Raw genomic sequence first — 20,303 nt, forward strand, 5'->3', positions numbered from 1 at the left:
GACGAATCGTTCCGTGAGTTGCGCTGCCGGCAGCGGGTCCCACTCAGTCACCGCAGATCCAGAGATATCCGCGCGCCCGGGTCGCCTCCTCGATGAGCGCCCCCAACGCCTGCACGTCGGCCCGCAGTTCCGGTTTGCGGCTCGCGATCTCGTCCAGCTCCACGGTCAGCTGCGGCAGCTGGATCAGGTTGATCATGGTGTCACCGTAGGAATCGACCCTCGACACCAGGTGGTGCCGCTCCCGGTCACTCGCCGCCACCAGGCGTTGCAGCGAAGAGCTCGCCTCCGTGCCGGCATAGCGTCGCTCGTGCACCTGGTTCTCGACATACACCCCGAGCCCCACCGCCGCGCCTCCTTGACGACATGGCCGGCCGGGGCATCGCATACCCCGGGCGGCCAACCTTACGGTCGTCGACGAGCCGGAGGGCCGTGGAACCACCACGAAGCCCAAGACCTGGCGAGCCGGCAGGTCGGAGACGGGGTCGAGGCCGGTTACCCGCGCGCTCGGTTCAATGCTGCTGCGGTGTGCGGAGAGTGCGTAGTCGCTCCTCCACCTCGCGCAGACCCGCTGTATCGCCGTCGACAGTTTTGATGTCCCGTACCGCGACGAGATCGGCGCGGGCCGCGATCGGATCGCCGAGTTCCTGGTAGGCCCGCGCGCGGATATTGAGGCTGCGGCTGCGGCTGGCGGCCGCGGCCGACAAGCCCGGGGTCCGCATCGCTCGGGTGGTGACCCGGATCGCGGCGTCCCATTGCTGCAGCTCCACGTGCACAAGGGCCGACAGGGACAGCGCTCCGGCGATGGTCATGGCCGCGGACGACTCGCTCGGTGCCGTGGCGGGGTCCTCGGTCAGCGCCACGGCACGTCCGAAGGCGGCGAGCGCCTCGTGATAGCGGCCCAGAGCGTGCAGCGTGACACCCTGACCGATCATGGCCTGTGACAGTCCGACCCAGTCCTGAGCGTCGGTGAAGTAGTCGGCGGCCTGCTGCGCCGCCGACAGGTGCTCCTCGTCGCGCTCCCCGAGCTTCGCGAGCGCCGCACAGCGGTAGGCGCGTGCCCAGCCCATCTGGGCGCGGTCACCGACGCGAGACGCGATATCGAACGCCTGATCGGCATACCGCAAGGCGTGCTCGTAATCCACCATCGAGTGCAGCCGGGTCCAGGACAGGTGTGCCAGATGGGTGGCCTGGAGCCGATCGTCGCCTAGCGCACGGGCGGCCTCGGCGGAGAGCGCGAAGACGTCGTGCCAGCGGTGCCAGTACGGCCACCGGTCGGAGTACCAGTGCAGGGACTCGGCGACATCGACCACCAGCCGATGCTCCCCGTCCCGGGCGGCCTGTCGCAGAGCGGCGAACCAGGAGTCGTTCTCAGCCTGCAGCCAGGCCTCCGCCGTCTCCTGCGACGTGATCTTCGGCAGTGCGGCGGTACGAGCGACCGAGGCGGGGTCAGGCGCGAACCACCGGCCGGCGGTGACGGTCGTGGTCAGCAGCCACTGCCGCAGCCGTCGGCGGACTGCCTGGACCTGCTCGGACGGTTCCTCCTGCCGCAGCTTCTGTTCGCCGTAGTAGCGCAACAGGTCGTGGCAGCGGACACGGCCGGGTGACGCTTCGTCGAGCAGGCTCGCCTCGATCAATTCGTCGAGTAGATCCTCGGTCTCGCCGGTGGACCGGTCCATGAGTACCGCGGCCGTCTGGAGGCTTGTGGTGGCACCCGTCGCGAGTGACAGCCGGCGGAACAATCGCTGGGCGTCCGGGGTCAACCGGTCGTAGGACAGCGCAAACGCGGCGTTCACCTGCAGATCACCGGCGGAGAGTGCGCCCAGGCGACGCCGATCGGTCGCCAGCCGGGCGATCAGATCGGCCGCGGTCCAGTACCGGCGGCTGGCCAGCCGGTTGCTGGCCACGCGCATCGCCAGCGGCACGTGGTAGCACAGTTCGGCCAGTTGCCGTAGCTCGTCGGTGGCCACGGTGCGTCCAGCCGTCAGCCGGCCGAGAAGCGCCAAGGAATCCTGTTCGCTCAGATGTTCCAACGGCAGTCGTTCGAGCCCGTCGACGCCACGTAACAGACGGCGGCTCGTCACGATCGTCAATGCCGGGCCGTCGTCGGATAACACGGCCCGGATCTGGGCTTCGTCAGTGGCGTTGTCCAGCACGAGCAGAATGTGCCGGGTGCGGCTGATGCGCTGCCACATCGCGGTGGCCTTCATCAGGTCCTGCGGGACGGCGGGTGAGCGTGGGTTGGCGGCGCGGATGAGCCGGGTCAGCACGTCGAGTGGGCCCAGCCCCTGCAGCTCGACGAAGTACTGCCCGTCAGGGAAGGCCGATGTCAGTTCGGCGGCGGCGTGCAGGGCCAGCGAGGTCTTACCGAACCCGGCGGGCCCGCTGATCAGGACCGCCCGAGGCGGGTGTGCCGCTGTGGCCCGTTCGCGGATGCTGTTCAGTTCGTCGTTACGGCCGGTGAAGTCGGGCACGGCGCGCGGTAGCGGCAGGCCGGCGTACCCGCCGGTCTGCGGAAGGTCGCGCTGCCGACCGGCCCGGGCCGCTGCCGTCAGCGCGTGCCGGTTCTCGTCGTCCAGGCTCAGCGCCGTGCAGAGCAGGGTGACGGTGCCGGCCCGGGGGCCCTTGCTGATTCCGCGCTCCATGTCACCGATGGCGCGGTCACTGACACCGGACGCCTCCGACAACTGCTCGAGGGTCATCCCGGCGGCCAGGCGCAGCCGGCGCAGCAGTGGGCCGAACTCGGCGCGTTCGACGGCGGCTGGTTCACCCACGACATTTACCACGCTTCCATGATCACAGCGGCGGAGTGACCGGGACGGTCCGTGCGGGCGTGACGTTGCCGACGCTCTTCCCGTCTGCGCAAATCGCGGCGGGCACCCAGCTGATCGAGGGGCGCGTGGCCGGCCGAGGTGCTTCGGCCGAAGGCGGCCGGGGTGTGGTGATTAGGCGAGTCACACGGATACCAGGGCCCGGCCGGATCGGCAGAATCGGCAACGCGGACGTCACCGCGCCGACAACCATCTGAAGGAGAACAGTGCCCCGAGCAGTGCGATTCGAGCGGTACGGCGGTCCCGAGGTGCTGAGGGTGGTGGACGTCCCTCGGCCGGAGACTCCGCCCGGTCGGGTGCTGGTCGAGGTGGTCACCGCCGCCATGAATCCCGGCGAGATCGGCATCCGTGAGGGCGTCTTCGCCGCGATCTGGCCGGCGGCGTTCCCGGAGGGGCAGGGCAACGACTACTCCGGCGTCGTGGCCGAGGTCGGGGAGGGCGTGACGGAATTCCGCGTCGGTCAGCCGGTGCTCGGCTTCGCACCGCGGGCCGCGCAAGCCGAGTTCGTCGTAGCCGCCCCCTCGGCACTCGCCAGCAAGCCGGCGGGGCTCGGCTGGGATGAGGCGGCGACGATTGCGGGTGCCGGCGCGACCGCGTGGGCCGGTGTCGGCGTGGTCGCCCCCCAGCAGGGTGAGACCGTGGTCGTGTCCGCGGCGGCCGGCGGGGTCGGCGTCATCACCGCACAGCTGGCGGCTCTGCGCGGCGCCCACGTCATCGGCACCGCGGGCGAGGGCAACCTCGGCTACCTCGCCTCCCTGGGCGTGACCCCGGTCCGGTACGGCCCGGGCCTGCTCGGGCGTCTCCAGGAGGCGGCGCCCGACGGGGTGGACGCGTACCTGGACACCTTCGGTGCCGGCAACGTCGACGTGGCGATCGCGTTGGGAGTGCCGCCGTACCGGATCAACACGATCGCCGACGGAAACGCCATCAGGAAGTACGGTGTCCGCTCCGCGGCTCAGGAGCAGGCGGACACCCCGGAGATCTGGGAGCGGATCGCCGGCCTCGCAGCGACCGGACAGCTCGTCATTCCGATCACGCGGGCCTACCCGATGGACCAGATTCAGGACGCCTACCGGGATCTGGGTACCCGCCGCGTTCGCGGCAAGCGGGTGCTGCACGTGATGTCGCCAGAGCGGCGCTCCGGACTTCTCGCCCCCTGACCTGTCCGTTCCGGCGGGACGCCTGGCGCCGATGAGGCTCGGCGCCGGGCTCCGCGGCCGTCCCGGCCCTGCTCAGGACGGGTTCTCGCCGACGACGACCTTCACCGTGGAGTGCTTACGACGCAGGTCTTTGAGCGGCTGGTACTCCGGGGAGTCCCAGAACCGCTGGACGGTCTCCCGGTCGGGGAACTCGTGGATCACCAGCGTCGACGGCTTCCAGTCGCCCTCCAGGACCAGGGCGTTCTCGTCAGTGATGAGGTTGCGGCCACCGAATCGCTCGATCAGGGGCCCGGCGCCCTCGACGTACTGACGGAACCCGTCCGGGCCGGCGATGTCGAGGTCGATGACGACGAATGCGGACATGCTGGCTCCTTTAGATCTTGGTCGGCACGGTTACCGACCTGCCCTCCACGTTAAGTACCGGAATTGAGCGCCTCCATGCTTGATACGGCCCATTTCATACGTGGTCGTACCAGTAGGCGATACGCTGGATACGTGGACATCTTCAGCGAGGTGATCGGCTCCCTGCGGACCGGCCGGGCCAAGTTCGCCCGGACCCGCCATCTGGGCACGTGGGGCAACCGTTTCGGCCCGGAGCCGGGGATGGGCTTCCACGTCGTGCTGGCCGGCAGCTGCTGGCTGCTCACCGACTCGGAGCCGCCGGTGCGTCTGTCCGCCGGTGACGTCGTGTTGCTGCCCCGCGGAGCGGTGCACGGTCTGGCCGGCAGCCCGGACCGGGATCTCGCTCTCCTGCCGCCGGACTCGGGCGGCCCCGATCGCGGTGACGGCGACGAGGAGGCCGACTGTGCCACCCTGCTCTGTGGCGCCTACCGCTTGGATCACGCGCAGCCGCACCCGTTCCTGAGGTCCCTGCCGGAGGTCATCCACCTTCCGGCGCAGCTCGGGCACCACCCCGCACTGCGGTCGGCGGTCGACCTGCTGGCCGCCGACCTGTCCGACCCGCAGCCGGGCGCCGACGCGGCCCTGCCGGCCTTGCTGGACCTGCTGCTCGTCTACGTGCTGCGTGCCTGGCTGAGGGAGGAGGCGACGCGGCGTCCGGGTACGGGCTGGCAGGCCGCCCTCGACGATCCCGCAGTCGCGGCCGCCCTCCGCCAGATGCATGTCGCACCGCAGCGGCCATGGACCGTCCAGCAACTCGCGGCGCTGACCGATCTGTCCCGCACCACGTTCGCACGGCGGTTCGCCGCTGCCATGGGCGTGCCACCACTCGCCTACCTCACCTGGTGGCGGCTCAACCGCGCGGCCCAGCTCCTCGTCCGCGAGGACGCGCCACTGGCATCCATCGCCCGGCGGGTGGGCTACGCCTCGGAGTTCGCTTTCGCGAACGCGTTCAAACGGCGATTCGGGGTGTCACCGGGCCGGTTCCGCCGCACTCGGCGGCAGGAACCTGTCCAGCACGACTACGACCTGGGCGGGGTGTCGACCGCCTGATCCACGTCCGGGGATCAGACGGCGACCGGGATCAGCCGGTACGCCTCCAGGCCGGACACGATGAGGCCGGTAGCTGAGCGAAGTTGTCCCGCATGAACGGCTGCTGCAGATGGGCCGGCACAGCCGCCTTTGACCGCGCCCGGCCATGAACCTCCGGGTCGCTATCGCGCCACGTCCCGTGCCTCGTCTCGCACGCCGGCAGCAGCCTGACCGGGATCGTCCTCCGGGCCCGCACTGCCGAGAAGGGCCGCCCAGCGGGCCTCCTCGAGATCGAGTCGCTCCTGGACCTGCCACATCAGCGAATCCTCCACCTCGTTGCGCGACGCCATGGTCACCAGCTCGCGCCGGAGATGCTCGAGCAGGCGCAGCCGTACCTGTGCGGTGTGCCGATCGTGGTCGGACAGCCCGCCGCCGCGCTCCCGCTCGTCCAGGAGGTCTGCGAGCACCCGCTCGACCGCTTCCGGCGACGCGTCACCCCGCACCGCGGCCTGGTCCAGGGCGGTGACCGCCCGGTCGGCGAGGAGTCGATTGACCGCCCGCAGCGCCGGCCGCGGATCGTCGTGGTCCGCACCGATACGCGACCAACGGATCACCAGCGGCAGCGTCGCGCCCTGCACGAGCAGGGTCATCGCGACCACCACGAACGTCAGGATCAGAATCTCTGGCCGGCCGGGGAAAGCAGCCGCGGCCACCACCGCAGGCACCGTCAGCGCGGCCGCGATGGAGATGCCGCCCCGCATGCCGGACCAGCCCAGCACCAGCAGGGTCCGGGCCGGCGCCCGCAGCTCCCGTTGGACGGGCCTGCGGTCCACCAGCCGAATAGTCCAGGCGCTGGCGAAAAGCCAGGAGATCCGTACGGCCAGCACCACCACCGCGATCAGCGCGCCCCACCCCACCAGGCGCAGCGCCGCCCCAGGCTCCACCGCGGTGAACAACCGGCGTGCCTGCAGACCGCTGACCACGAACAGCGCACCGCCGAGCAGGAAGGTGGTGATCTCCCAGAAAGCGAAGGCCTGCAGCCGGGTCCGGCCCGCCGTGATCCGACGAGACCTGCGGCTGACGGTCAGCGCGCAGGTCACCACGGCGACGACAGCTGACCCGTGCACGGCCTCGGCGGGCACCGCCGCCGCGAACGGCAACGCCAGCGCGACCGCACCGGTGACCACCGGATCCACCACCCGGCGCAACACCAGTAACCCGAGCGCGCCGGCCAGGAGACCGGCGGCCAGACCGGACGCGTACGAGCGCAGCATGTCCACCCCGAACGACCAGCCGTCGGTGGCGTGGCCCTGGCTCACCGCGATCACGGCCGCCAGCACGACCAGCGCCGTACCGTCGTTGATCAGGCTTTCCGCCCGCAGCACCGTCATCCATCGGCCAGGCAGCGCCCGGGCGTACGCCGCGACCGCGCTCGCATCAGTCGGCGCGACCGCCGCACCGAGCGCCCACGCGGCGATCCACGGCAGTCCCGCCGCGCGCGCGGCCACCGCCACGGCGGCAGCCGTGAGCAGGACCAGCGGCACGCCGAGCAGCAGCACCGGCCGCCAGTAGCGGCGCAGATGGTGGATGGAGGTGGAGTAGCCCTCCCAGAACAGCAGCACCGGAAGCACGATCAGCAGCACGGCCTCCGGCGGGAGTTCGACGTGCGCGGCGGCGGGGACGGCCGAGAGCAGGCACCCGGCCAGGAACAGGATGGTGGGCGCCGGCAGCCGAACGAGCCGGGCCAGGGCTGGCGACACGGCGATCAGGCACACCATCATCACCAGGAGAAGCTGAACCTGCATGGCGGGCCCTCCATCGAGTCGAGATCGACTCGATGGTTCGCCATGTCGCGCCCTGTCGTATCGGTGACGGCTACCTAAATGGGTGTGGGAGGCCTTCATGACCGCGGACGTATTCGGTTAGCGGACCGCGCGCTGGGCGCTCGTCGGCCGGCCACGAGAGCTTGGGACGGACACGACGTTCGACCGGCATCACTACGTTCCGAGCGGCGGCCGGCGGACCGCGACCACGTGCGGGCAGCCTGCACGGTGCGGTGACCGTAGGCGATCACCACCGATTCGATCCCACCGCACCTTCGCGATCGTCACACTGCCGCCCGTGTCGGGCGGGGGGCCTGACCGGCTGGCACGGCCGGTCGACGCCGCCACCATCGACTCACGCGACAGGACCGAAGATGCAATCAGACACGGTGATCGCCCTGGAGGGCGTCAGCCGCACCTATGGGGCCGGGCCGACAGCGGTCCGCGCCGCCGACGGCATCGACATCAGTTTCCGGCGAGGCAGCTGGACCGCGGTGATGGGTCCGTCGGGTTCGGGCAAGTCGACCCTGCTGCACTGCGCCGCCGGCCTCGAACAAGTCGACGCCGGCCGGGTGATGCTCGGCGACACCGACCTGACGACCCTCGACGACGACGCGCTGTCGCGGCTGCGCCGTACCCGGATCGGCTTCATCTTCCAGAGCTTCAACCTGGTAGGCGCGCTCACCGCGGAGCAGAACGTCGCGCTTCCGCTGAGGATGGCCGGTCGGCGGCCACCCCGTGCCGAGGTGCGAAACGCGCTGGCGGCCGTCGGACTGGAGGAACGGGCCGGACACCGCCCCCGCGAGCTGTCCGGCGGCCAGCAGCAGCGGGTCGCCATCGCCCGTGCCATGGTGACGCGGCCGGAGGTACTGTTCGCCGACGAACCGACCGGCGCGCTCGACACCAGCTCGGCCCGCGATGTGCTGCGGCTGCTGCGGGCTTCCGCCGACGGCGGGCAGACGATCGTGATGGTGACACACGATCCGGCGGCCGCCGCCCGCGCCGACGCGGTCGTGTTCCTGCGTGACGGACGCATCGTCGACCGGCTCGCCGGTGCCGACGTGCGTGCCGTCGCGGACCGTCTCGTCGCGCTGGAGACGTGACATGCTGCGACTGAGCTGGGCGGGCTTCCGTGAACGCCGGGCGCTGTTCGCCGGTGCCGTGCTGACGGTGTGCCTGGGCGTGGCACTGGTGCAATCGTCGGTGCTGCTCCTCGTCTCGGCGGCCACCACCAGCGCACCACCCGGTGCTACCGCCCTCGCTCGCATGCGGTTCGACGCGAGCACCGAGGCGGCGGTGGCGCTGCTGGGAGTGACCCTGGGGTTCGCGGCGCTGCTCACGGTCTTCATCATCAGCTCCACCTTCGCGTTCACGGTCGAACAGCGCCGCCGAGAGCTGGCTCTGCTGCGGCTGGTCGGGGGAGCCCGCCGTCAGATACGGCGGCTGTTGCTCGGTGAGGCGGTCCTGCTGGGCTTGGTGGGATCGGCGTCGGGTGTGCCGGCCGGGGTGGCGCTCATGGCGGTGCAGACCTCGCTGTTGCGCCGTCTCGGATTCGTGCCGGACGGGTTCACCGGTCAGTGGCGTGGCTGGATCGTCGCCGTCTCCGTGGGCACCGGGGTGGTGCTGGCCGTGACCGGCGTGCTGCTCGCCGCCCGCCGCGCCGCCCGGGTCCGGCCGTTGGACGCGTTGCGGGAGACCGGGGAGGCGGCGCGGGTGATGACCATGCCCCGGCTGCTGACCGGGCTGCTGTTCCTCGTCGGCGCGATCACCCTGATCGGGCTGTCCCCCGTGGGAGGGGCCGTCGGCGGACAGGCCATGGCGATGACCGTGTCGGTCTGCGCGGCGATCGCGTTGACCCTGCTCGGGCCGGCTCTTGTGCCGGCGGTGGCGCGCCTGCTTCCGGTCCGGGCCGCCGGTGTGCTCGGCGAGCTCGCCGCGGCGAACCTGCGCGACGACCGGCGACGCACCGCGTCCACCGCGGCACCGGTGATAGTCCTGGTCGCGCTGGTGCTCGGACAGGCCGCCGCGTCGTCGTCGTTCACCGCCGCGGGCCAGCGGGAGCAACAGCGGCTGATCTCCGCCGACCTGGTGGTCGACGGGCCGGCACCGGACGGCGTGCGGGTCACCGCCATCCCCGGTGTGGAGAGCGCGTCGACCGAGGTGGAGGTGCCGATCGCCTTGACCACCGGCGGCGGCGAACTGGCCTACACCCGGTCCGCCACCGCGTTGCTGATCGACCCCGCGGCGTACGCGCGGGCGCATCCCGCGTCCGGTGACCTGACCTCGTTGCGGGAAGGCGCGGTGGCGGCGGGGCCCGGCGCCGACGGCTTCTCGGTCGGTGACATGGTGAGCGTCCGCGTGGGTGACCGTGACCTCGGTCCGCTGCCGGTTGTGGTCGCGGTACCGCAGGCGATCGGTGGGGGCGCCACGGTATTGCTCCCGGCCGGCGCGATGCCGGCGGAGCAGCTTACCGATGTGCCGTCGCACACCTTCGTGCGGCTGGTGCCAGGGGTGTCCCGGCAGCGGACGGTCTCGGCCCTCGCCGAGGTCGGCACGGTCTCCGGCCTGGGTGCGTGGCTGGAGCGGGACAGCGCGGCCCGTACGGCCACCAGCACCGGTGTCCTCATCATGGTCATGGGTCTGGGCGGACTGTACGCGCTGATCGGGGTCGTCAACTCGGTCGTGGTCGCGGGTGCGACGCGGCCCCGGGAGTTCGCCGCGGTCCGCATCACCGGACTCACCCGGCGACAGGTGGTCCGCACGGCGGTGACCGAGTCCGTACTGGTCGCCGTCGCAGGGCTGTTCCTCGGCCTGCTGGCGGCGGCGGGAACCGTGATCGGGGCGATCGCCACGACCGCGGCCGTCACGGGCATCGTCACGGTGGACGTGCCCTGGCTGCTGGTGGGTACCGTCGTTGCCGGCACGGTGCTTGTCACCGGGGTGAGCAGTGCGCTGACCACCTGGTCGGCCACCCGCGAGCATCCCGTCGCCCTGCTGGGCGCGCGGCAGTGACACCGGGCCCGGCGGGGCACCTGACCGGGACCCGCCGGGCCACCGCGTTCGTTGTCGTCCAGCAGATAGGTGATCGCCACGGATTCGCCGCCGGCCAGCCGGCCGGCATGGTGAACGCCGACAGACGACCCGTCCGGGTCGTCGCCTCCGGCGCGGCAACCGCGCCGGACGTCCCTCACCCTTCCCGCAGCGGAGTGATGGGGACGAGTTCACCGGGAGCCGGGCCATGACCTCTTCTGTGTTCATCACCGTCGACGACCGGTACCGCCGTGCCGCGGTGATCACCCTGCACGGCGAGTTCGACATCAGCGGTGTGGACGCGGTCACGGAAGCGGTCGAGACTCTGTTCTCCGCCAGCCGACGCTATCTCCTCGTCGACCTGCATCACCTGGCCTTTCTCGACATGGCCGCCACCGGCGCCCTGCTGAGGTGCCGCGCCGCCGCGGCCTGCGCCGGGGTGGACCTGCAGATCGCGGGCTCGCGGGGCTTCGTCCGGAGAGTTTTGGACATCGCCGGAGTCCTCCCTCTGCTGGAGCGGGCGGTGGCGCGGGACCGCTTCTACACGACGCTCGTCGCGGTGTCCTGATCGGAACCGGGCAGGTGCCGCAGCCTCCTCCTCGTCCGCGCGGCGCCGTCCTCGTCATCCGCGGCCTCCTGCAGCCGCAAGACGGTCTCCAGGTCGTCCCGGGCAGCCGAATGCTCCCCGAGGTGCTGGTATGCCTCGGCTCGCCGCCCGAGCAGCCGGATCCGATGCTGGAACGGAATCGGCGTCTCGTGGGGCCGCAGTGCCGTGTCGACCGATTCCACCGCCTTCTCCCACTGCCGCAGGTGCACATGAACATGGGCGGCGTGCGCATGCGCCGATATCGTCGTGAAGTAGGCGATGCTCGATCTCGGCGCGGTCCGCGGGTCCGTCACCAGCGTGAGGGCGTGTTCTATCGCATCGAGCGCTTCCTCGTGCCGCCCCAGGGAGCGCAGCACGTTGCCCAGGCCGATCAGGGCCTGGGGCAGCCCTTCGCGGTCACCAGCGGCGGCGAAATGCTCGACCGACTCCCGCGCGGGGGCGAGTGCTTCCAGGTAGCGGTCCTGCGGCAGCAGCGCCCACGCCTGATACGTCCGCGCCCACGCCATCTGCTGACGGTCACCGGCCCGCTGGGCGAAGAAGAACGCGCGTTGTGCGAAGCGGGAGCCGGCTTCGTACTGAGCGAGGCAGAAATTGTGCGCCCAGGAGAGATAGCCCAGGTGAGTGGCCTGCAATCGGTCATCGCAGAGACTGCTGGCCGCCGCGCTCGACAGGGCGAACACCTCATGCCAGCGGCCCCAGCCGAGCCAGTGGTCGGAGAACCAGTGCAGTGACTCGGCGACGTCGACGACCCGCTGGTGGTCACCGATCTCGGCGGCCTCGGCCAGAGCGCCGAACCAGTTCTCCGCCTCCGCCTTCAGCCACGCCTTGGCGGCCTCCGGCGAGTCGATCGCGGTGCCCCGCACGTCGGGCCGCTCCACGGCACTGTCAGGCTCGTACCACAGTCCCGCGACGATAGTGGTGTCCAGCAGCCAGTTCCGCAGCCGCGTCCGGACCGCGGTGACATCGTCGGGGTCGTCGTCCTCGCGTAGTTTGGCTTTCGCATACAGCCGGAGCAGGTCATGGAACGTGACGCGGTGACCCTCCGACTCCTGGAGCAGGCCGAGCTCGATCAGCTCGTCCAGGGCGTCCTCCGCCTCGACGACGGACTGGGGTTCGACGATCGCGGCGATCGCTGCCCCGCAGGTCGCGCCATAGGTCAAGGAGAGCCGCCGGAAGAGTCGTCTGCCGTCGACGGACAACTGCTCGTACGACAACGAGAAGGCGGCGCTGACCTTCAGTTCACCCGCGGAGAGCGCGGACAGCCGGTGTTGCTGATCGGACATCCGGGCGAGAAGGTCACCCGCCGCCTTGTCGGTCCGGCTCGCCAGACGGTTGCCGGCGACCCGGATCGCCAGCGGCAGGTTGGCACAGAGGCGGGCCAGCTCGCGAAGCTCCGCCTCGCCGGCGGGGCGGTCAGCGCTGATCTCCGCGAGCAGGGTGACCGCCTCCCGCTCCTGGAACGGGGACAGCACGACGCGGTCCACGCTTTCCAGCCCGCTGAGCAACCGCCGGCTCGTCACGATGACGAGGGCGGGCCCGTGTGCCGGCATCGCGGCGCGGACCTGTGCCTCATTCGCCGCGTTGTCCAGCACGATGATGATCCGTTTGCCCTTGCTGACACTGCGCCAGACGGCGGTGACATCGGCCAGCCGGGGAGGGAACGAGCCGGCCGTGGGCTCCACCGCCTGGATCAGGCGCATGAGCAGTACCTCCGGGCTCAACGGATGGTCGGCGAGCCCCTGCAGGTCGACGAAGAACCGGCCGTCCGGAAACAGGGGCGCCAGCCGCGTCGCCGCCTGCACGGCCAGCGCGGACTTCCCGATCCCCGGCTCGCCGTTGATCAGAACGGCCGGGCACGCACTGCCAGCCGGGGTGCGGCTCACCACGGCCTGAATGGTCGCCAGCTCCGCGGCCCGGCCGGTGAAATCCGCCAGCGCCGAAGGTAGCGGCAGAGTCTGCGCCATAGCCATCTGACCGCGTCTACGGCCGGCGTGGGCGGCAGCGGACAACGCCGCCCGCGCAGTCGCGTCGAGCCGGAGGGCGTCGGCGAGGGCCTCGATGGTGCTGGCTCGCGCGCCCCGGCTGGCGCCTCGCTCCAGGTCACTGAGCGCGCGATCGGTGACACCGGCGGTGGTGGCGAGCTCCTCCAGCGTCATGTCCGCCGCCACGCGCAGGCGGCGCAGCATCGGCGCGAGCGCCTCGCCGTTCATGTCGCCCACCTCCGTGCGGATCGGTCCCGGTCCGTTCGCGCGGTCGCTCCGGAGACGTACACGGTATGTCGTAGCCGGCGAATCCGATGAAGGCGTGCCAAAGACGTCACATGCGGCGGGCCTGTGGTCGTGGACACCGGCGGGGAGCCGGACCGGACCGGTATCTCCGGTGAGACCGCGGCATAGGTGTCATCGCCGATGTCGGTACGGCCCGGCGCGGCTTCTCTGGCGTCGCCTTCGCCCGGTGGCCGGCGCGATCGCGGCCCGTGTTGTTAGGCGACAGACACGGATACGGGCAACCCCCGCCGGTTGGGACAGTCGAATTGCCCGACACGGAAGGAGGCCAACGATGAGACTCGACGACAAGACCGTCGTTCTGACGGGTGCGACGAGCGGCATCGGGGAGGCGGCCGCGCGGCTGCTCGCGCCGTCCGTTCGTACGCTCGTCATCCAGGGGCCGGAGCCGGCGTCGGACGTCGCGCCGCTGATCAAGGAGCTCGGCGGCGAGACCGACGTCCACTACGTGCGCGCCGACTTCACGTCGTTCGCTCAGGTGCGGCGGGCGGGAACCGAGATCCGGGCGGCGGTGCCCGCGATCGACGTCCTCGTCAACAACGCCGGCGTGCCCGGCGCCGGCCGCCGGCGGGTCACCACGGACGGCAACGAACGGACCCTGCAGGTCAACTATCTCGCACTGACCCTGCTCACCCAGCGGCTGCTGCCCGCAATCCACCGCGGCGGACGCATCGTGAACGTCAGCTCCACCACGCATCGGATGACCGGGCTCGCGCTGGACGACCTCAACCTGACCGACGGCTACGACGCCGTGCGGGCCTACGCGCAGTCCAAACTGGCGATCCTCAGCTACTCGCTACGGCTCGCCGGCGAGTTGGCCGGTCGCGGTGTCGACGTCGTCACCATCAGCCCCGGCGTCATCAGCACCGGACTGCTGCACGCCATGTTCGGCGGCGGCGGGGTCCGGGTGGAGCACGGCGGCCGGCGCGTCATCGAGGCCATCACCGCAGAGGTGCCCACCGGTACCTACATAGACGACGGAGAGATCGTGGCGCCGAGCGACGAGGCACGCGATCCCTCTGTTGCGGCTGCGCTCGCAGCACGCACCACATCACTCATCCGGCACTGAGGCTCAAGGAGGAGCAATGGGAAAGCTCGACGGCAAAGTAGCCATCATCACCGGCGGCGCCCGCGGCATGGGTGCGGCGCACGCCCGCCGGTTCGTGCGGGAGGGAGCGAGCGTCGTCATCGCCGACGTGCTCGCCGATCTCGGTGCCGAGCTGGCCGACGAGCTCGGCGACCGGGCGTTCTTCGCCGAACTCGACGTCCGTGACCGCGCGCGCTGGACCGACGTCGTCGCGCAGACGGTGGAGCGGTTCGGCCGGCTCGATGTGCTGGTGAACAACGCCGGCATCTTCCGGCGCGAGTCCATCGAGACGCACTCCCACGAACTGTGGGACGAGGTCATCGGCGTCAACCTGACCGGCATCTGGAACGGCACGAAAGCGGTCATCCCGGCCTTGAAGGCAGCCGGCGGTGGCTCGATCATCAATGTCTCCTCGACGGCGGGAATGACCGGATATGCGTGGCTACCCGCGTACACGACCTCGAAGTGGGGCATCCGTGGCCTCACGAAGACCTCGGCCCTCGACCTCGGCCAGTACGGCATCCGCGTCAACTCGGTGCACCCCGGTTTCGTGCGCACACCGATGACGGAGGAGCTCGGTGACAACACCGCCAACGTCGCGCTGCATCGCACCGCCACCGACACCGAGCTGACCCCGCTGGTGCTCTTCCTCGCCAGCGACGACTCCGCCTTCAGCACCGGGGCCGAGTTCATCGCCGACGGCGGCGAGTCGGCCGGTCTGCCCGTTCACAACTGACACCAGTTCACCCCAGGAAAGGAAACCGACCATGAGCACCGTTCTGACGGGAAGCCCGCTTTCCGGCCGCATCGCGGTGGTGACCGGCGCGTCCAGTGGCATCGGCGAGGCGACCGCTGAGCGGCTCGCCGTGCTGGGCGCCAACGTCGCTCTGCTGGCCCGCCGCGAGGACCGCCTCACCGCGGCCGTCGCTCGCATCACCGAGCGCGGCGGCCACGCGCTGGCGGTGCCGACCGACGTCACCGACCGCGCCGCGCTGGCCCGCGCCGTCGAGGCCGTGCACGACGAGTTCGGCACCGTGGACCTGGTGTTCGCCAACGCCGGGGTCCAGCACGTCTCCCCGATCGGCGACCTGACGATCGACGACTGGGACGAGCAGATCAACCTGAACGTCAAGGGTGTCATGAACACCGTTCAGGCGTTCGTGCACGACCTCGAGTCGGCGGCCGCTGCCGGTGGCTCCGCAGACCTGATCTTCACGTCGTCGATCGCCGCCACCCGCGTCCTGGAGAAGTTCCAGGTGTACTCCGGCACGAAGGCCTACCTCAGTCACCTGGCTCGGGTGCTGCGCACCGAACTCGGGCGCAAGAAGGTGCGTGTGTCGGCCGTCGAGCCCGGCATGGTCGACACCGAGCTGCCACTGCACGTCACCGATCCCGACGCCACCAAGCTGATGGCGGACCTGATCAAGCAGATCGACGTGCTGCAGTCCGCTGACATCGCCGAGACCGTCGCGTTCCTGGCCTCGGTACCCAAGCACGTGAACCTCACCGAGATCACCATCCTGCCCACCGAGCAGATCATCTAGGTCCAGCACCGCGCGGGGCGGCGGCTGCCGGTGGAGGTCGTGGGGGGCGACCTCCACCGGCAGCTGCGCGCCGAGCCCGCGGCGGGCCAACTCTTCGTGTCTTCTTCCTGGTCTCCGGATGGCGGAACGGCTTCGATGAAGGGACCAGGAGAAGACAGCCGTACGTGGGGGAAGCCGAATGCGCACCATCGCCGCACCATGTGACCTGGGAACCGGCCGATGAGCGCCAGCGCCACGCTGTACGAACGTGACGAGGACCTCGCCCGTATCGGCCGGCTGTTCGACGCCGTGCGCGCCGGGTCGGGCACCGCGGCCGTGATCCGGGGCGCCGAGGGGATCGGCAAGTCCGCACTCGTCGAGCACTCGCTGAGGACGTACGCCGCGGGTTTCACGATCCTGCGGGTGGTGGGGAGCCACCACGAGCGCAAGGTGCCCTTCGCCGGGTTGCACCTGCTGTCCTGCGCGCTCGGCCCTCGCGGCGACAACCTCGCCTCGTCGGCGCCCGTCCTGCACCAGGTGGTGAACTCCGCCGATCTGCCGCTGGAGAAGACCCCGGTCCTCATCGCGGAGCTACTGAGCTGGCTGGCGGACGCCGCGCGGTGCGGCCCGGTCGTGTGCGTGGTCGAGAACGCTCAATGGATCGACCTCGCCACGCTGGCCGTGCTGCGCAGCGTCGCACCCCGGCTGGCCGGGCTCCCGGTGCTCCTGCTGTTCGCGCACCGCGACGGTGCCGCCACGTCGTTCGACGGACTCCCCGCGGTGACCCCGGCCCGGCTCAGCGATGCCGCCGCCAGGGACTTCCTGACCACCCGCGCGCTCACCCCGATGGATCCCCGGGTGAGAGAGCGCCTCGTCGCCGAGGCGCGCGGCAATCCGGGCCTGCTGACCGACTTCACCGCGACGACGCCGTGGGCGTTCGGCGGAGGATACGACTGCCCACCGCCGCCGAGCTGGACCAATGCGCTGGAAACCCCATTTCCGGTGCTGGCCACACTGCCCGATGCGACCAGACAACTGCTCACCGTGGCCGCCGCGGACCCGACCGGTGATCCGGCGCTGCTGGCCGCCGCGGCGCGGCACCTCGGCCTGCCCGAGGACACGCTCCGCACGGTGGAAGAGGCGGGTCTGCTCACCATCGACTCGCATGTGAGGTTCCCGAACCCCCACACCCGCCACACCGTCTATCACGCGGCCACCCCGGAAGGCCGTCAGGCAGTGCACCGGGCGATCTCCGCGGTCATCGACCCGCGGACTGACCCGGACCGGCGTGCTTGGCACCGGGCATTCGCCAGCGACGCCCTCGACGAAGACGTCGCTCAGGAACTCGCCGACGCGGCTCCGGACGCACGGCGGCGTGGCGGGCTGCCGGCCGCGGCCGTCCTGCTCGGTCTGGCGGCCGCCCGCACACCGGACGCGGATCGGCGGCGCAGCCGTCTGCTGGCCGCGGCGGACGCCCACCGGCTCAGCGGGAACCTTGAAGCCGCGACGGCGCTGACGATCGCGGCGCGCACACATGCCACGTACACCGGCAGTTCGGCCGCGGCCGACGTACTGGAAGCGCGGATAGTCCTGGCCAAGGGACACAACCGCGAAGCCCTGCGCATGCTGCTAGCGGCCGCGGAGGCGGCGGAGCTCAGCGATCCCGCCGAGGCACGCCGAATCCGGCGGGATGCGTACGCGGTCACCGTTCTGCAGGGACGATTCGCCGACCCACAGATCGTGACGCAGCTCAGGGCAACGCTCACCGCGACGCCAGCCGGTGCGGGCGAAGGCGATCTCGCCGTCCTGGGACACCTCGCCAGGCAGGCCGGCGACGCATGGGACGAGGACGGATTCCGGGCGGCCACGCGGCATCAGCTGGTGAGGGCCCGGCAGGACGGCGCCCTCGGATCGGTTCCGGTCATCGCCGCCTACCAGGCGCTCTGGCATCTGCACGCCGGTGAGTTCGCGGAGGCAGCAGCTCTGGCCGACGACGGTGACACGTCAGCCGCCGCCATCGGGGTCCCCCCGCTGCCGCACGTCAGTGTCGCCGTCGCCGCATGGCAGGGCGGGCAGAGCCATGTGGAACGGCTGATCACCGAGCGGACGCCCGGCATGGTCGCCCGCGGTGAGGGTTGGTCCTTGACCGGCTTCGATTACGCCAGAACGGTGTTGTTCAACGGGCTGGGCCGGTATGCCGACGCCCTCGAGGCGGGCCGGCTCGCGGCTGAACTCGACGAGGGCGGCTTTCACGCCTGGCTGCCGGTGGAGGTCGTCGAAGCCGCGGTCCGGGCCGGCCGGCCGGAGATCGCCGAGCCGTTGGCGCGGCGGCTGTCGCAGCGGGCACAGCTTCACCCGTCCGCCTGGAGCCGCGGGCTGGCCGCGTTGTGCGGTGCCCTGGTCACACCCGGCGCCCAGGCCGAAGACCATTACCGGATGGCGCTTGACGAGCTGACGAACAGTAACGCCGTGCCGCGGCTGGCACGGGCGCACCTGCTCTACGGGGAGTGGCTGCGCCGGGAAAGGCGCAAACGCGAGGCCCGCGTCCAGCTGCGTCTGGCGCACCGTCAGCTCACCGCGATCGGGGCCGCCGCTTTCGCCGAGCGCGCCGCGCGGGAACTGGCCGCGACGGGAATGAGTCTGCGACGGGGCGGTGGTCAGTCCGCCGGCCAGCTCACCGCTCAGGAACTCGCCGTAGCCCGGCTGGTCGCCGGCGGCGCCACGAACCGGGAGGTGGCGCAGGCGTTGTACCTGAGCCCGCGCACCGTGGAGGCGCACCTGCGTAACGTCTTCGCCAAGCTGCGTGTCACCTCCCGGCGGGAGCTTGCCGACCTCGGCGACCTCACCGGGCCGGCGACCGACGCGGCGCTCACGGCGATTCCGGCCTGAACGCCGCGCCGGCGCAGTCCCCGGGCGGGCGGACCCGGGGACTGCGGGGCCTCACTGCGCGGCGGCGAGCAGCCGGTCGCGGGACGCCTCGATGTCGTTCCTGAGTGCCGGCAGGTCGACGTCCAGAACGGCGCCCTCCCACTTGCGGACCTGCCCGGCGATGAAGACAGCGTCGATATTGCGGGCGTCGCTGCCCAGCACGACCGTACCGATCGGGTCGTTGAGCGGCATGTTGTTGAGGTCGTCGGCGCGGATCAGCAGCAGGTCCGCCTGCTTGCCGGGGGTCAGCGAGCCGGTCACCGATTCCAGGCCGTTGGTGCGCGCACCCTGCAGGGTGGCGAAGTCGAGCACATCGTGTGTGGTGATCCGGGGAGGGATCTGATCGGTGCCGTAGCCGGCGCTGACGGCGCGCATGCGTTGGATGGAGAGCAGGGTGCGCATCTGGATGAACATGTCGCCCGGCAGGGCGACCTCCACGTCGATGCTCAGGCCCGGGCGGATGCCGACGGCGAGGGCTTCGTCGACGGCGGGCACCGCGGTCTCCAGACCAATCTGGGCCTCGGAGACCGGGGCCAGCGCCACGGTGCCGCCGGTGTCCCCGATCACCTTCCAGGCCTCACCGGTGAGGCCGGTCGAATGGATGAGGGTGACGCCGGGGTTGAGCAGACCGTCGCGCGCCCAGCCGAGAATCGCGGTGGACGACGTGGTACCGAAGACGGCGTCGATGCTGACGCCGATGCCCAGGTCGCGGGCGACCTGCGCCAGCCGCGGCCCGTAGGCCAGGTCCGGACCGGCGATTTCGTCCGTGGCGAGAGCCGCCAGGCGCAGCGTGAGCAATTGGTCCGCGGAGCTGAAGTACTGCTGCTGCAGGCGGGTGAGGTCGGCCGGCCACTGCCCGTCCCAGTCGCCGAAGTGTGGCCGCATCGAGGCGTGGACACCGCGGATGCCGCTGTCCAGCAGCGCCTGGATGGCGTGGTCGGAGTGCGCGGCGGTACGGGCGTTGTGCGAGAAGTCGAGCAGGCAGGTGATGCCGCTGTCGATGGCGCTGAGCGCGGCGAGCCGGGTGCCGAGATAGATGTCCTGGGGCTGATAGACCGGCGCGTACCGGGCGAGGGTGGACATGACGTACTCGCCGAGGTCGTTGACATCGGGCATGATCCGCCGCAGGGCCGCCTGCCAGGAGTGGCGGTGGGTGTCGACGAAGCCGGGGCACAGGATGGCGCCGGTCGCGTCGATGACGACCGCACCGTCGCCGGCACCCTGCGAGCGCAGGTCGGGAGCCACCGCGGCGATCCGGGCTCCCTCCACCAGCAAGTCGCCGCGGCGGAGGATCCCGATCTGCGGGTCCATCGAGATGATTGTGGCGTTGGTGAACAGGATCCGGCGCTGCGGGTCAGCTGCCCGCTGACGCAGGCCGGCCAGGGTGGCGGTGCGGTCGGTCATGGGTTGTTCCTCCTGGTTCTGGCACTGCGGGGAGAGAGGCCGGCGTCGTACCACCGGCGGCCGTGATCGGCTGATCCGACGATGACAGCCGAGGCGACCGCGTCGAATCGGCGGCTTTCGCCTAGAAGTGCCGAGCCCATCCACTGTTCCGGGAGCCTGGCGCCGTCGCCGGACTCCGACGGCTCGGATAGGCGACG

15 protein-coding genes are annotated in these 20,303 nt (G+C 71.0%); 9 read left to right on the top strand and 6 right to left on the bottom strand.

The window, feature by feature from the left end:
* Positions 1-43: 43 nt before the first annotated feature.
* Positions 44-343, bottom strand: a complete 300-nt coding sequence (locus tag J2S44_RS05175; protein ID WP_310409448.1) for a hypothetical protein — start codon at positions 341-343, stop codon at positions 44-46.
* 166 nt (positions 344-509) lie between these two features.
* On the bottom strand, positions 510-2,771 hold the full coding sequence (locus J2S44_RS05180) for a helix-turn-helix domain-containing protein (RefSeq protein ID WP_310409449.1): 2,262 nt from the start codon (positions 2,769-2,771) through the stop codon (positions 510-512).
* Between the two features lie 314 nt (positions 2,772-3,085).
* Here J2S44_RS05180 and J2S44_RS05185 point away from each other — a divergent pair, with 314 nt between their 5' ends.
* A complete protein-coding gene (locus tag J2S44_RS05185) occupies positions 3,086-3,988 on the top strand; it encodes an NADP-dependent oxidoreductase (protein WP_310409451.1) in 903 nt (300 codons plus the stop codon).
* A 72-nt stretch (positions 3,989-4,060) separates the two neighbouring features.
* On the opposite strand, the gene J2S44_RS05190 is transcribed toward J2S44_RS05185, so the two are convergent.
* A complete protein-coding gene (locus J2S44_RS05190; protein WP_310409452.1) occupies positions 4,061-4,351 on the bottom strand; it encodes a DUF1330 domain-containing protein in 291 nt (96 codons plus the stop codon).
* Between the two features lie 132 nt (positions 4,352-4,483).
* Between J2S44_RS05190 and J2S44_RS05195 the strand changes: the two genes are divergently transcribed.
* A complete protein-coding gene (locus J2S44_RS05195; RefSeq protein ID WP_310409453.1) occupies positions 4,484-5,440 on the top strand; it encodes an AraC family transcriptional regulator in 957 nt (318 codons plus the stop codon).
* Positions 5,441-5,601: 161 nt separating this feature from the next.
* Here J2S44_RS05195 and J2S44_RS05200 read toward each other — a convergent pair whose 3' ends face one another.
* Positions 5,602-7,323: a Na+/H+ antiporter gene (locus tag J2S44_RS05200; protein WP_310409455.1), complete on the bottom strand. Its 1,722-nt coding sequence runs from the start codon at positions 7,321-7,323 to the stop codon at positions 5,602-5,604.
* A gap of 293 nt (positions 7,324-7,616) precedes the next feature.
* Here J2S44_RS05200 and J2S44_RS05205 point away from each other — a divergent pair, with 293 nt between their 5' ends.
* From J2S44_RS05205 to J2S44_RS05215, 3 genes are all read left to right on the top strand, one after another.
* The gene (locus J2S44_RS05205) at positions 7,617-8,345 is read left to right on the top strand and encodes an ABC transporter ATP-binding protein (RefSeq protein ID WP_310429481.1); all 729 of its coding nucleotides are present in this window, start codon (positions 7,617-7,619) and stop codon (positions 8,343-8,345) included.
* Between the two features lies 1 nt (position 8,346).
* Positions 8,347-10,254, top strand: coding sequence for an FtsX-like permease family protein (locus J2S44_RS05210; protein WP_310409457.1), 1,908 nt, complete (start codon positions 8,347-8,349; stop codon positions 10,252-10,254).
* A 238-nt stretch (positions 10,255-10,492) separates the two neighbouring features.
* Positions 10,493-10,840: an STAS domain-containing protein gene (locus J2S44_RS05215; RefSeq protein ID WP_310409459.1), complete on the top strand. Its 348-nt coding sequence runs from the start codon at positions 10,493-10,495 to the stop codon at positions 10,838-10,840.
* On the opposite strand, the gene J2S44_RS05220 is transcribed toward J2S44_RS05215, so the two are convergent.
* Positions 10,813-13,089 carry a helix-turn-helix domain-containing protein gene (locus J2S44_RS05220; protein ID WP_310409461.1) on the bottom strand — a complete coding sequence of 759 codons (2,277 nt, stop codon included), beginning with the start codon at positions 13,087-13,089 and terminating at the stop codon, positions 10,813-10,815. The genes J2S44_RS05215 and J2S44_RS05220 overlap by 28 nt on opposite strands.
* 349 nt (positions 13,090-13,438) lie before the next feature.
* Here J2S44_RS05220 and J2S44_RS05225 point away from each other — a divergent pair, with 349 nt between their 5' ends.
* The 4 genes from J2S44_RS05225 (at position 13,439) to J2S44_RS05240 (ending at position 18,663) form a co-directional block, all read left to right on the top strand.
* Positions 13,439-14,233, top strand: coding sequence for an SDR family NAD(P)-dependent oxidoreductase (locus J2S44_RS05225; RefSeq protein ID WP_310409462.1), 795 nt, complete (start codon positions 13,439-13,441; stop codon positions 14,231-14,233).
* 16 nt (positions 14,234-14,249) lie between these two features.
* Positions 14,250-14,987, top strand: a complete 738-nt coding sequence (locus J2S44_RS05230) for an SDR family NAD(P)-dependent oxidoreductase (RefSeq protein WP_310429483.1) — start codon at positions 14,250-14,252, stop codon at positions 14,985-14,987.
* A 31-nt stretch (positions 14,988-15,018) separates the two neighbouring features.
* Positions 15,019-15,795: an SDR family oxidoreductase gene (locus J2S44_RS05235; RefSeq protein WP_310409463.1), complete on the top strand. Its 777-nt coding sequence runs from the start codon at positions 15,019-15,021 to the stop codon at positions 15,793-15,795.
* 219 nt (positions 15,796-16,014) lie between these two features.
* Positions 16,015-18,663, top strand: coding sequence for an AAA family ATPase (locus J2S44_RS05240; protein ID WP_310409464.1), 2,649 nt, complete (start codon positions 16,015-16,017; stop codon positions 18,661-18,663).
* 51 nt (positions 18,664-18,714) lie between these two features.
* On the opposite strand, the gene J2S44_RS05245 is transcribed toward J2S44_RS05240, so the two are convergent.
* Entirely contained in the window at positions 18,715-20,106 is a 1,392-nt protein-coding gene (locus J2S44_RS05245; RefSeq protein ID WP_310409466.1) for an amidohydrolase family protein, read from the bottom strand.
* Positions 20,107-20,303: the final 197 nt, after the last annotated feature.

The sequence above is a fragment of the Catenuloplanes niger genome (assembly GCF_031458255.1).
Lineage (GTDB): Bacteria > Actinomycetota > Actinomycetes > Mycobacteriales > Micromonosporaceae > Catenuloplanes > Catenuloplanes niger.